At 55.1% G+C, this 12,569-nt stretch carries 11 protein-coding genes; 9 read left to right on the top strand and 2 right to left on the bottom strand.

The window, feature by feature from the left end:
• Positions 1–23: 23 nt before the first annotated feature.
• The 4 genes from ftsA to lpxC all read left to right on the top strand — a co-directional run bounded on the left by ftsA (position 24) and on the right by lpxC (position 4,204).
• On the top strand, positions 24–1,256 hold the full coding sequence (ftsA, locus tag QQJ87_RS05965) for a cell division protein FtsA (RefSeq protein WP_284280551.1): 1,233 nt from the start codon (positions 24–26) through the stop codon (positions 1,254–1,256).
• A 42-nt stretch (positions 1,257–1,298) separates the two neighbouring features.
• On the top strand, positions 1,299–2,468 hold the full coding sequence (gene ftsZ, locus QQJ87_RS05970; protein ID WP_284280552.1) for a cell division protein FtsZ: 1,170 nt from the start codon (positions 1,299–1,301) through the stop codon (positions 2,466–2,468).
• A 188-nt stretch (positions 2,469–2,656) separates the two neighbouring features.
• Entirely contained in the window at positions 2,657–3,160 is a 504-nt protein-coding gene (locus tag QQJ87_RS05975) for a peroxiredoxin (protein WP_284280554.1), read from the top strand.
• A gap of 123 nt (positions 3,161–3,283) precedes the next feature.
• Positions 3,284–4,204 (top strand): UDP-3-O-acyl-N-acetylglucosamine deacetylase, encoded by a 921-nt coding sequence (lpxC, locus tag QQJ87_RS05980; protein ID WP_284280555.1) that lies wholly within the window; start codon positions 3,284–3,286, stop codon positions 4,202–4,204.
• Positions 4,205–4,264: 60 nt separating this feature from the next.
• Here lpxC and QQJ87_RS05985 read toward each other — a convergent pair whose 3' ends face one another.
• On the bottom strand, positions 4,265–4,672 hold the full coding sequence (locus QQJ87_RS05985) for a hypothetical protein (RefSeq protein WP_284280556.1): 408 nt from the start codon (positions 4,670–4,672) through the stop codon (positions 4,265–4,267).
• Between the two features lie 137 nt (positions 4,673–4,809).
• On the opposite strand from QQJ87_RS05985, the gene QQJ87_RS05990 reads away from it, so the two are divergent.
• The 5 genes from QQJ87_RS05990 to QQJ87_RS06010 all read left to right on the top strand — a co-directional run bounded on the left by QQJ87_RS05990 (position 4,810) and on the right by QQJ87_RS06010 (position 11,769).
• Complete coding sequence (locus QQJ87_RS05990; protein ID WP_284280557.1) at positions 4,810–5,790, top strand: M23 family metallopeptidase; 981 nt, start codon at positions 4,810–4,812, stop codon at positions 5,788–5,790.
• An 85-nt stretch (positions 5,791–5,875) separates the two neighbouring features.
• Positions 5,876–8,647, top strand: a complete 2,772-nt coding sequence (gene secA, locus QQJ87_RS05995; RefSeq protein ID WP_284280558.1) for a preprotein translocase subunit SecA — start codon at positions 5,876–5,878, stop codon at positions 8,645–8,647.
• Between the two features lie 17 nt (positions 8,648–8,664).
• Positions 8,665–9,894 (top strand): bifunctional glutamate N-acetyltransferase/amino-acid acetyltransferase ArgJ, encoded by a 1,230-nt coding sequence (gene argJ / locus QQJ87_RS06000; protein ID WP_284280781.1) that lies wholly within the window; start codon positions 8,665–8,667, stop codon positions 9,892–9,894.
• A 28-nt stretch (positions 9,895–9,922) separates the two neighbouring features.
• Positions 9,923–10,780, top strand: a complete 858-nt coding sequence (locus QQJ87_RS06005; protein WP_284280782.1) for an ATP-binding protein — start codon at positions 9,923–9,925, stop codon at positions 10,778–10,780.
• A complete protein-coding gene (locus QQJ87_RS06010) occupies positions 10,777–11,769 on the top strand; it encodes a Nudix family hydrolase (protein ID WP_284280559.1) in 993 nt (330 codons plus the stop codon). Before QQJ87_RS06005 ends, QQJ87_RS06010 begins: the two co-directional genes overlap by 4 nt.
• Here QQJ87_RS06010 and zapD read toward each other — a convergent pair.
• Positions 11,744–12,529 carry a cell division protein ZapD gene (gene zapD / locus QQJ87_RS06015; RefSeq protein WP_284280560.1) on the bottom strand — a complete coding sequence of 262 codons (786 nt, stop codon included), beginning with the start codon at positions 12,527–12,529 and terminating at the stop codon, positions 11,744–11,746. The two genes, QQJ87_RS06010 and zapD, sit on opposite strands and share 26 nt — an antisense overlap.
• Between the last annotated feature and the right edge of the window lie 40 nt (positions 12,530–12,569).

Genomic DNA, 12,569 nt, shown 5'->3' on the forward strand with positions numbered 1-12,569 from the left:
GAGAAAGACACAAATTGGGCACCATGAGCAAAGAGTCAAAAGACTTGATCGTCGGTTTGGACATCGGCACTTCTAAAGTGGTGGTGATGGTCGCGGAGTTGCTGTCAGACGGCCGCTTTGAAGTCATCGGCATCGCGCAGCACGATTCGAAAGGCCTGAAGAAAGGTGTGGTCGTGAACATAGAGGCGACCGTCCATTCCATTCAGCAGGCCCTCGAAGAAGCCGAATTGATGGCCGATTGCAAGATCAAGACAGTGTTTACCGGCATTGCAGGAAGCCACATCCGCAGCTTCAATTCCTCAGGGATGGTGGCCATCAAAGAGCGCGAGGTCAGCCAGGCCGATGTAGCCAGGGTGATCGAGACCGCCAAGGCTGTGAACATACCGACCGACCAGCAGATTCTCCATGTGCTGCCACAAGAGTTCATTGTGGACGGTCAGGAAGATGTGCGCGAGCCCCTTGGCATGAGCGGCGTCAGACTTGAAACCCGTGTTCACATTGTCACCGGGGCTGTGTCTGCTGCACAGAACATCGTCAAATGCGTGCGACGCTGCGGGCTTGAGGTTCAGGATCTCATGCTGCAACCCCTGGCCAGCAGCATGGCGGTACTGACCGAGGACGAAAAAGAACTGGGCGTTGTCTTGATCGACATTGGCGGTGGCACCACCGACATTGCCGTGTTCACAGGCGGTGCCATTCGTCACACAGCGGTCATTCCGATTGCGGGTGATCAAATCACCAACGACATCGCCATGGCCTTGAGGACACCCACCCCCGATGCAGAAGAAATCAAGCTTCAGCACGGCGTGGGCAAACAGATTCTGGCTGATCCGCACGCCAAGATTGACGTGCCGGGCATCGGTGAAAGAGAACCCAGAACACTGTCCAAACAGGCCTTGGCTGCGGTTATCGAGCCCCGCGTGGAAGAACTGTTCCTGATGGTGCAGCAGGTGTTGCGTGAGTCAGGTTACGAAGAGCTGCTTTCCTCAGGCGTGGTGTTGACCGGGGGCACCAGCCTTATGCCGGGTATTGCAGAACTGGGTGAAGACATCTTCATGAAGCCGGTTCGGATCGGTGTGCCTGAATATTCGGGTGGACTGGCCGACATGGTTCGCACCCCCCGCCTGGCGACCGTCATGGGGCTGTTGCACGAAGCCCGTGCGCAGCATCTGCGAGGTCGGCGTGTGGCGTCTCAGACTGGCGGCATGAAGCAGACGATTCAGAAGATGAAAGAGTGGTTTTTAGGCAATTTTTGATTTTTTCGGCGTTTTAACTTTAGTAGATAGGAGGCAGTACTCATGTCATTCGAAATTTTGGAAACAGAAACCAACGGAACCGTCATCAAGGTGGTTGGTGTAGGTGGCGCTGGCGGCAACGCAGTGGCCCACATGATCGCCCAAGGCGTTCAAAACGTGGATTTCATCTGTGCAAACACGGACGCACAGGCGCTGGCTCGCACTGGTGCACCCACATTGATCCAGTTGGGCAAGACCGGTTTGGGTGCGGGTGCCAAGCCTGAAGCGGGCCGCCAGGCCGCTGAAGAAGACCGCGACCGCATTCGCGATGCGCTGCGTGGCGCCCACATGGTGTTTATCACCGCGGGCATGGGCGGTGGCACTGGCACAGGCGCCGCACCTGTGGTGGCTGAAGTGGCACAGGAATTGGGTATTCTTACCGTGGCAGTGGTGACAAAGCCATTCGACTTTGAAGGCAACAAGCGTTGCAAAGTGGCCGAAGACGGTCTGGATCAACTGTCAGCCAAGGTCAATTCCCTGATCGTGGTGCTGAACGAAAAGCTGCTGGACGTGGTGGGCGACGACGCCACCCAAGAGGATTGCTTTGAGGCCGCTGACGACGTGCTGCACAACGCTTGCGCAGGCATTGCCGAAATCATCAACGTAGACGGTAACGTCAACGTCGACTTCGAAGACGTGAAGACCATCATGTCCGAAGTGGGCAAGGCCATGATGGGCACCGCCACTGCCAACGGGCCAGACCGTGCTCGCGAAGCAGCCGAACAGGCCATCGCTTCGCCATTGCTGGACGGTGTAGATCTGTCTGGTGCACGTGGCGTGCTGGTCAATATCACCTCCAGCAAGAGCCTGAAGCTGAAAGAAACCAAAGAAATCATGAACATCATTCGCGCTTACGCAGCCGAAGATGCGACTGTGATTTTCGGAACGGCTTATGACGAAACCATGGGTGACGACCTGCGCGTAACCGTTGTTGCTACAGGCCTTGGCCGACGCACTGCCAAGCCAAAGTTGGTGCAGAACGACCAATACGCTCAGCAGCAGCGCACGGGCACTTACGATGCAATCGGCGGCGTGAGCCCCGCCACGGACTACGACACACCCGCTGTGTTCCGTAATCCGCGGGATCAGGCGGCCAATCGTGTTCAGGCTTTGCAGGACAGTGGCATGGAACGTTTCGACATTCCAGCGTTTTTGCGTCGTCAGGCTGACTGATCGACCAGCCTCGCTGAACATTTGCGTCCTATCTGGCATGGCAGGCAGGGGTTTTTTACACGCAGTTTTGCCGAAGACTGCGAAACCCCCGCTTGCCAGGCCTGAACGTGTTGATCGTCACTTCAATCGGGTTACACTGGCATGTCCTTGAGACACACTTGTAGAACATTTCGAAGCAGGAGCATGAAATGACCATTCAGATTGGGGAAAAGTTGCCTGACGCAACACTGTACGAATTCATTCACAAAGAAAGTGAAGGCTGCTCACTTGGGCCCAACGCTTTCAAGGTGGCCGATCTGGTCGCCAACAAGAAAATTGCGATACTCGCCTTGCCTGGCGCCTACACGCCAACTTGCTCGGCCAAGCATTTGCCTGGCTTCGTACAGCATGCTGCTGAATTCAAGGCCAAGGGTGTCGACGAAATCTGGTGCATATCCGTTAATGATGCATTCGTGATGGGAGCCTGGGGGCAATCACAAGGTGCAGACGGTGTTGTCCGCATGATGGCCGATGGCTCTGCCGAGTTCACCCAAAAAATTGGCATGGAGCTCGAACTGACTGCACGTGGTTTGGGATTGCGTTCACAGCGCTATTCCATGCTGGTTGAAAACGGCGTTGTCAAGCAGATCAACCTGGATCCTGCGGGCGCCTTTGAAAACAGCACGGCCGAGAAGCTGTTGAGCCAACTTTAAACTTGAGGCATGCAAACCACACAATGCCTGTGCATAGGGCTTGATTGGAGTAAAAGCTCGATCAATGCCCTTGGGTCCCCAGATTGGCTGTTGTTACACTTCAATTAAATTGAGGACACCGATTTGAGACAGAGAACCCTGAAACAGGTGCTAAGCGCCACAGGCATAGGTTTGCATTCCGGCAAGCGGGTAACGTTGACCTTGCGCCCCGCACCCCCTGACACCGGCATCGTCTTCCGCCGGGTAGATCTCAACCCACCTGTTGATTTTCTGGTTGGTGCCACAGCCATCGGAGACACGCGCATGGCCTCCACACTGGAGCGCGACGGTGCAAAAATTTCGACCATCGAACACCTGATGTCGGCCCTGTGCGGCCTTGGTGTCGACAATGCCTACATTGATCTGGACGCGGTGGAAGTGCCGATCATGGACGGAAGCGCGATCTCCTTTGTTTTTCTCATTCAACAGGCTGGACTCATTGAGCAGTCCGCCCTTAAAAAATTCATTCGGGTCAAAAAATCGGTAGAAATTCGCGAAGGCGACGGCGCACATCTCAAATACGCGAGATTGAAACCGTTCAATGGATTTCGTCTGTGTTTTGAAATTGATTTCGGTCACCCTGCCATCGACAAAACAGGCCAAAAGGTTGAAATTGACTTTGCCAGAACATCCTTTGTTCATGACATTGCCCGAGCCCGGACATTTGGATTTACTCAGGACGTTGAAACCCTGCGCAACCTAGGGCTTGCCTTGGGGGGTAACCTGGACAACGCCATCGTCATGGATGAATACCGAATTCTCAATGCCGATGGATTGCGCTACGACGACGAGTTTGTCAAACACAAGGTGCTGGATGCCATTGGCGACTTGTATGTCATCGGACATCCCATCATTGGTGAATACCATGCTTACCGATCTGGTCACGGTTTGAACAACCAGTTGATTCGTGCGCTGGTGGCTGATCCAGACGCGTTTGAGATTGTGACTTTTGAAAGCGTGCGAGAGACCCCGACGGTGTTTCGAAGCGATTGGGCCGTCGCCTAATCCGATCGATACGCTTTACAAAATGCATATAAACAAGTAGTTTACGGAAAAACTCGGAAATCACTTGAGTTTGTGATGCCGGTACAATGCCCGCGTCGCCTCCAGAATTTCCGGGTTGTCGAGGTTTTTTTCGAGGTCAAGCCAGGCTTTTTTGGCCGCCTCTGAGAAAACCGCCCTTTTCGGCCTGTTTCGGGCCGACATCGCAATGTCCTGTTTGGTTTGAATCTGCAGCTGAACTTGCTGCACAGGCCACCCCTGTGACTGCAAGTGCTGGATCAGGCTGGGGACAATTTGTTTAATTCGGGTCAACGCGGCTGGCGTGCCCAAAAACAATTTCAGCTTGTCGCCTTTCAAAGGGCCAATGCTGAAGGACACACCGCGAAGTTGAGGCCAACGCGCAATCGTTTCCTCAAGCTTTCGAGACTGCTGTGCTTGTGCAATCAGTGAACCCGTTGATTGCTCGGCCAACAGACTGGCGATCGGTGAAGAAGCAGAAGACTTTGAATATCGTTTATTCAGGGTCGTCTCTCCAAGCAGTATGACATTGATCTGGCGCTGCCAGACAAGATTACGGGGCTGCCAGTGCGGGGCCGCAGGAGTTAAGTATGCAGTTGATTTTCATGCGGGGCGCACACTCGCAGATTAAGACGCTCAGTATAAAGCGAACCCACCTGATTCTCTTGGGGTTGCTGCTTGTATCCAGCGTGTTTGCCCTGTTTGCCAGCGGCTTTTACATTGCAGCCCGTTACGGGCATGAAATACCGCTGGCCAACGACCTTGCCCAGGATCGGCAGGTTGAACTGCAAATCCAGGCGACGCAAAACACCGGCCCACTGGACGCCATGGCCATTCGACTTGCCGAAATGCGCGCCCAACTGGCCCGTCTGGACGCCATTAGCCTGCGTTTGCTGAAAACCAACGGAATGGACTCCAAGTTGCCGACGCCAGACCAGGTGGGGCAGGGCGGTCTGGAGCAAAAAGATGAGCGTTCGCTGACATTCTCCGAGTTGCGCCACGAATTCAAGACCATCAATGCCATGATCGAACGTCAGTCTGACGTATTCAGCATCATTGACACAGACATGCAGACCGCTCGGGTCAAATTCCAGAGCATTCCCAATGAAGCCCCACTGGACGATCCCATCTCCGTCAGTAAATACGGCTACCGAATCGACCCCTTCACCGGCAAAAAATCAATTCACGAGGGCATTGATTTCATGGCCCCAGTGGGAACGCCTATTCTGGCTGCTGCCGCAGGCGTTGTGGTGACTGCCGGCTGGCACACAGGTTACGGCAACATGATCGAGATTGAACACAAAAACCACACCACCACCCGGTATGCGCATGCCTCCAAGTTACTGGTTAAACCGGGTGATATCGTGCGGCTTGGTCAGAAAATCGGGTTGGTGGGAACGACCGGCCGTTCGACCGGTCCACACCTTCATTTTGAAGTGCGTGTCAACGGCGAGCCCACCGACCCCACGCCTTTTCTGGCCAAAAATGGCCTGCCCCGGCCTGGCCCCTCCACTGTGGCGGCTCTCAATGGCTTGTTATCATCGGAAAGCGACGAACCTCCGCGAGACTAATTCCGCCGTGCTAAACTTCTAGGCTATTTAGAAGACTTGGCCTTGATGGGCGTCGGTTCTTTCCGGCGCCAACACCCCTGGAATTATGATCACAACCACGCTCAAGAAAATTTTCGGCAGCCGCAACGACCGCCTGCTGAAGGCATATCGCAAACAAGTGTTGAAAATCAACGCGCTTGAACCTGCAATTTCAGCACTCAGCGACGAGCAGTTGCGCGCGAAAACGGACGAATTCAAAGCGCGCGTCCAAAAGGGCGAAACGCTGGAAGATCTGTTGCCTGAAGCCTTTGCCGTTGTTCGTGAAGCCGGCAAGCGCGTCTACGGAATGCGCCACTTTGACGTGCAGTTGATCGGCGGCATTGCCCTGCATGAAGGCAAAATTCCGGAAATGCGAACGGGTGAGGGCAAAACCCTGGTGGCCACGCTTGCTGCCTACCTGAATGCCCTGTCGGGTCTCGGGGTGCATGTCATCACCGTGAACGATTACCTGGCCTCTCGCGACGCCGCCTGGATGGGCAAGCTCTACGGATTCCTGGGGCTGACCGTTGGCTGCAACCTGTCGCGCATGCCCCACGATGAAAAGCAAAAGGCCTATGCTGCAGACATCACCTACGGCACCAACAACGAATTCGGTTTCGATTACTTGCGCGACAACATGGTGTACTCCACCACAGAGCGCGTTCAGCGAAGCCTGAATTACGCCATCGTCGACGAAGTGGACTCCATTTTGATCGATGAGGCGCGCACGCCCCTGATTATTTCGGGTCAGGCGGACGATCACACCGACTTGTACCGTCAGCTTAACAGCGTGCCAAAAATGCTCACCCGCATGACTGAAGAGCCAAAGCCGACCGAGCCTGAGCCCGAGGGTGATTTTTATGTGGATGAAAAAGGCCACCAGATCCAGCTCGGAGAGCGGGGGCACGAAAAGGCCGAAGACATTCTGACCCAGATGGGCTTGCTGCCCGAAGGCGCCAGCCTGTACGACCCGGCCAACATCTCCCTGATGCATCATTTGATGGCGGCCCTGCGCGCTCACAACCTGTTCCACAAAGACCAGCATTACGTCGTTCAAAACGGCGAGGTCATTATCGTGGATGAGTTCACAGGACGATTGATGCCCGGTCGCCGCTGGTCTGACGGCCTGCATCAAGCCGTAGAAGCCAAAGAAGGCGTGAAAATTCAGGCCGAAAACCAGACGCTTGCTTCCATTACATTCCAGAATTACTTCCGGATGTACAAAAAGCTGTCCGGCATGACCGGCACGGCTGACACTGAGGCTTTTGAATTCCAGTCGATTTACGGGCTTGAAACGGTGCTGATTCCCACGCACAGGCCTGTTCAGCGGAAAGACTATCAAGACAAGATATACAAGAGCGCGCGCGAGAAATACAACGCCATCGTCTTGGACATCAAAGACTGCTTTGAGCGTGGCCAGCCGGTGTTGGTCGGCACCACCTCCATTGAAAATTCGGAATTGCTGGCCGGTATTCTCAGTCAGCACAAGCTTCCGCACAACGTGTTGAACGCCAAGCAGCACGAGCGCGAGGCCGAAATTGTGGCCCAAGCCGGTCGCCCGAAGGCGATCACCATTGCGACCAACATGGCCGGTCGTGGAACCGACATTGTATTGGGCGGCAACCTCGAGCGCGAATTGCAAGCGATTTCAGCGGACGAGTCACTGGATGAAGCGGCTCGTGCACAGGCCCTCGAAAAGGCCAAGGCCGAGTGGGCCATCCGCAACAAGGCCGTGCTGGACAGCGGTGGTTTGCACATCATCGGCAGTGAAAGGCACGAATCACGGCGAATTGACAACCAATTGCGTGGCCGCGCTGGCCGACAGGGTGATCCGGGTTCTTCACGTTTTTACCTGTCCATGGAAGATTCCCTGCTCCGTATTTTTGCCGGGGACCGGGTTCGCGCCATCATGGAGCGCCTCAAGCTTCCAGAGGGCGAAGCCATTGAAGCGGGCATCGTGTCCCGTTCCATTGAATCGGCGCAGCGCAAGGTTGAAGGTCGAAACTTCGACATCCGCAAGCAATTGCTGGAATACGACGATGTGTCCAATGATCAACGCAAGATCATCTATGCGCAACGCAATGAGATTCTGGAGTCCGATGTCATTTCCGGAACCATTGAAAACCTGCGGCACGGCGCGCTTGAAGGCATCTTCCGAGCCCACATTCCCGAAGAATCTGTGGAAGAGCAATGGGACCTGGTTGGTCTTGAGCGCACCTTGAAAAATGAATTCGAGCTGGATGCGCCAGTGGGCCGCTGGCTTGAGGAGTCACCAAAGAGCACCGACGACGACTTCCTCAAGAAAATTGTCGAAATGGCAGACGAAATCTACAACACCAAGGTGCAGCAAGTGGGTACCGATTCGTTTGCCCGCTTTGAAAAAACCCTGCTGTTGCAGAGCATTGACACACATTGGCGCGAGCATTTGTCCGCCCTTGATTACCTGCGTCAGGGCATTCACCTGCGCGGTTACGCCCAAAAAGACCCCAAGCAAGAGTACAAGCGCGAGTCCTTCGAATTGTTTGCCAACTTGCTCAACCGGGTGCGGGATGAGGTTACGCGTGTTTTGTTGACCGTCCGTGTGCAGTCTGCTGACCAAGTGGACGAGGCGCAGCAGCGCTTGGGTGAGCAAGCCTCTCATCTGGAAAATCTGGAGTTTCGCCATGACGAAACGGGTTCTGGCCTGGCTGAAGAGGATTCGCCAGAATCGGCTGCTGACAATACACCTCAGCCAGTGGCGGCTCAGCCGCGTCGGGTCAGTGACAAAGTGGGGCGCAACGATCCTTGTCCTTGCGGATCCGGCAAGAAATTCAAACACTGCCATGGCAGTTTGAGCTAAGAATAAGGGGGTACATGATGGCAGTGAACCTGCAAGTGCCACAGGAATCTAAATTGAGCCCTGTGAACGGGGTGGACCTTGGCTTTGCCATGGCGCACATTCGCAAGCCCAATCGCAAAGACGTTTTGATTGCCCGAATTTGCGAGGGCGCGTCGGTTGCCGGTGTGTTTACGCAGAACCGCTTTTGCGCCGCGCCGGTGCAGGTCTGTCAAGCCAATCTGGCGAAGGGCAAAGGCATCCGGGCGCTGGTCGTTAACACCGGTTGTGCCAACGCGGGTACGGGTGAGCGAGGCCTTTCCGATGCTCGCCAGACTACGGCAAGTGTTGCCAATTTGTTGGCCGTAGACCCCGAGCAGGTGCTGGTTTTTTCGACAGGCGTCATTCTTGAAAACCTGCCTATGGACCGTCTGCTTGCAGGTGTCGACCAGGCCGTTTCCCAGCTGGGCCAAGCCTCATGGCTGGATGCCGCACATGCCATCATGACCACAGACACGCTGCCCAAGGCGCGTTCACGCGTTGCCGAAGTGTTGGGCCAGCCGGTTACATTCACGGGTGTCTCCAAAGGAGCTGGCATGATTCGTCCCAACATGGCCACCATGTTGGGATTTCTGGCCACAGACGCGAGCATTGCGCCCAAGGTGCTGGAACGATGGACCAAAGCAATCGCTGATGCCTCGTTCAACCGAATCACCATCGATGGCGACACGTCCACCAACGACAGTTTCATCATTATTGCCACTGGCAAGCAGTCCGCTGTTGCAGTAGAAACGGGCGATGAGCCCCACGCTGCCGCAGTATTTGACGCTTTGAAAGCCACCAGCATCGAACTGGCCCAAGCCATTGTTCGCGATGGCGAAGGCGCCACCAAATTCATCACTGTGCAAGTAGAACAGGCCGCCAGTGTGGATGAAGCGGCCAAAGTGGCCTACGCCATTGCGCATTCGCCTTTGGTCAAGACCGCGTTTTTTGCATCCGACCCCAACCTGGGGCGAATCCTGGCTGCAGTCGGCTACGCCGGCATTGCCGATCTGGATCAAACCCGCATTCAGTTGTATTTGGGGGATGTCTGGGTTGCGAAAGACGGGGGGCGTCATCCAGACTACCTCGAAGAGCAGGGTCAGGCTGTCATGAATGAGGCCGAAATTACTGTCCGGGTTCAACTTGGGCGCGGATCAGAGGCCACCACGGTCTGGACAACCGACCTGTCTCATGACTACGTGTCGATCAATGCAGACTACCGCAGCTGACCAGACACAGGAGTTGAAAGTGAGCGACATGCAGGCCGTTGTTGATCAACTGACCCGAATTGCACAGGCACTTGAGCAAGGTGTCATGCGGCCTCCGCAAGACTGGAATGCGTCGGTCGCTTTTCGTCTGCATCATCGCGCGGGGCAGCTTCGCCTTGAGCCGGTTCGCACAGTAGAAAAGCTGAGTCGTGAAAGCCTGAAAAATGTAGACAGGCAACTTCAGGCGATTGAAACCAACACCCGTCAGTTCGTCAACCACCTGCCTGCCAACAATGTGCTTTTGACAGGGGCGCGTGGCACGGGCAAGTCGTCGCTGGTGCGCGCCATGCTGACCCACTATGCCGATCAGGGTCTTCGCTTGATCGAAGTGGACAAATCCGACCTTTTGTTTCTTCAGGATGTGGTGGATTTGGTCAGCGACAGGCCCGAGCGATTCATCGTATTTTGCGATGATCTCTCTTTTGAGGAAGGTGAGGCCGGTTACAAAGCCCTCAAAAGCGTACTGGATGGTTCGATTGCCGGCACCTCAGACAATGTGCTGGTGTATGCCACCTCCAATCGGCGGCACATGCTGCCGCAGATGATGAAGGACAATCTGCAAACCCAGCATGTGGACAATGGCGAGGTTCGCCCGGCCGAGGCCATCGAAGAAAAGGTCTCTCTGTCGGACCGGTTTGGCCTTTGGATTTCCTTCCACTCCTTCAATCAGGATGAATACCTGGAGGCTGTCAAGGTGTGGTTGACTCATTTTGACATGCCATTCACAGACGAAGCCCGCTTGATCGCACTGCGATGGACCATAGAGCGAGGCAGCAAGAGTGGTCGACTGGCCTATCAGTTTGCCAAGCACTGGGCTGGCACCGCCAAGCTATCTCCGAAATCATGACGAAACGGGTAGACGTAGCGGTTGGCGTGGTTTGTCGACCCGACGGCACCGTACTCTGGGGGTCCAGGCCAGAAGGCAAACCCTATGCGGGTTACTGGGAATTTCCGGGGGGCAAGGTAGAGCCTGGCGAGTCAGTCTGGCAGGCCCTGGTGCGTGAGTTGCGGGAAGAGCTTGGAATAGAGGCCCTGCAGGGCGGCCCCTGGTTCATCATTGAACACGATTATGAGCACGCCAAGGTGCGACTGCATTTGTACCGTATCTGGGAGTTCAAGGGAGAGCCCGCTTCGCTTGAAAATCAGCATTTTTGTTGGGCTGGTTTGCAGCCCGACAGTATTTCTCCCATCCTGCCAGCCACCGCGCCCATGTTGCCGGTGTTGAATCAGCCCACGTTCATGGCGATCACCGGCTTTCAGCAAATGGGTACCGACTATGCCCATCGCCTTGAGGCCGGGTTGAAAGCGCATGCCGCAATCGTTCAATTCCGTGAAACAGGGCTGTCTGATGAGGCGCTCGTGGAGTCTTACCGACTGACCGTCGCACTGTGTGAACGTTATCGGGCTCCTTTGTGCATCAATTCCGCCACTTACCGAGTGTTGCTGGATCTAGCTGAAAAGTATTCCGATTTTGAATTTGAGGACCATGCGTCAAATCGTGTGCATCTGACCCATTCCGATCTGTTGAAAGGCAATGCATTCAATGCCCGGGCGGTGGGTGCCTCCGTGCATTGTCCTGAAAGCCTCGCCCTGGCATTTGATCAAGGTCTTCAGTATGCAGTGCTGGGTGCTGTGAAGGAAACTGGGTCACATCCGGGGCAGAAGGGCATTGGCTGGCAAGGTTTCGCGCAAATGGTAGAAGAGGCCAGATTGCCTGTTTATGCAGTGGGTGGCCTGTCTTCAGCCGACTTAAACGACGCATGGCGGCATGGTGCGCATGGTGTGGCCATGATCTCCGCCTGGGGGGCTTCTACAAGTTGCACAGTCGCATCTTGAACTCAAAGTTCTCTTCGACGGGGTTGTTCTTGCCAACACCCTGTTCGTTGGGCATGTTGAATCGAATCCAGATCATGTACTTGTTGGCGCTGAACTCGGGCACTACCGGCAAATGCGCAGGAATGTCTACCCTTAACATCTGAAACGTTTTTCCGCTGGTTTGCTGCGTGAAGCTGCCTTTCTCGGCAAGCGTCGTTAACAACTCACCGCTGTGTCGAAGAATTTTCAATACCAGGTCGATGGCTTTGGCCAGAGGTCTCATAGGCTCAAACCATTTTTCGATGTCTGCCCGGCGCACCGGTGCTGCTTGGGACTGCCAGCGGTGGTAGCTCGGCAGATCAAATTCGCAAACGCCGCCCGGAATACTGCAGCGGCTGCGAATGATCATCAGAAACTCGTTGTCGCGTAGGTGGTGCCCCAACCGGCCACTGCACTGCGCCAAATTGTACGACACCTTGTCGATGCTCCGCAGTGTTTCTTCCAGCACGTCACGGTCTACTCCGGGGTGCTCTCGGAATTGCGACAGTTGTTGACCCTGGCGCTCAAGTTCCTGCAACAGATCACTTTTAAGGTCCGCGCGAGAACCGACCTCGATGATCTCAAACAGGGTCAGCAGTGCACTGTGGTGATCCAGTCGGTGGTCTTGTACCAAGAAGAAATCAAATTTGTGAAAGAGGTCCTCAAGACGCAGCAGGGTGCGAATTCTCTCATTCAGTGGAAACTCGTAGGTGGTGTACTGCACCACTTCAGTTTCAAGCATTTGATCGTCTGGCAAAGGTGTCACTGCAAATTCAGGTGTG

Origin of the sequence: Limnobacter litoralis (genome assembly GCF_030160455.1) — a bacterium.
GTDB lineage: Bacteria > Pseudomonadota > Gammaproteobacteria > Burkholderiales > Burkholderiaceae_B > Limnobacter > Limnobacter litoralis.

Bases quoted from the DNA above. Each gene is read 5' to 3' on its own strand.
- ftsA (WP_284280551.1), top strand. From the start codon at position 24: ATGAGCAAAGAGTCAAAAGACTTGATCGTCGGTTTGGACATCGGCACT.
- ftsZ (WP_284280552.1), top strand. From the start codon at position 1,299: ATGTCATTCGAAATTTTGGAAACAGAAACCAACGGAACCGTCATCAAG.
- QQJ87_RS05975 (WP_284280554.1), top strand. From the start codon at position 2,657: ATGACCATTCAGATTGGGGAAAAGTTGCCTGACGCAACACTGTACGAA.
- QQJ87_RS05990 (WP_284280557.1), top strand. From the start codon at position 4,810: ATGCAGTTGATTTTCATGCGGGGCGCACACTCGCAGATTAAGACGCTC.
- secA (WP_284280558.1), top strand. From the start codon at position 5,876: ATGATCACAACCACGCTCAAGAAAATTTTCGGCAGCCGCAACGACCGC.
- argJ (WP_284280781.1), top strand. From the start codon at position 8,665: ATGGCAGTGAACCTGCAAGTGCCACAGGAATCTAAATTGAGCCCTGTG.
- QQJ87_RS06005 (WP_284280782.1), top strand. From the start codon at position 9,923: ATGCAGGCCGTTGTTGATCAACTGACCCGAATTGCACAGGCACTTGAG.
- QQJ87_RS06010 (WP_284280559.1), top strand. From the start codon at position 10,777: ATGACGAAACGGGTAGACGTAGCGGTTGGCGTGGTTTGTCGACCCGAC.
- zapD (WP_284280560.1), bottom strand. From the start codon at position 12,529: ATGCTTGAAACTGAAGTGGTGCAGTACACCACCTACGAGTTTCCACTG.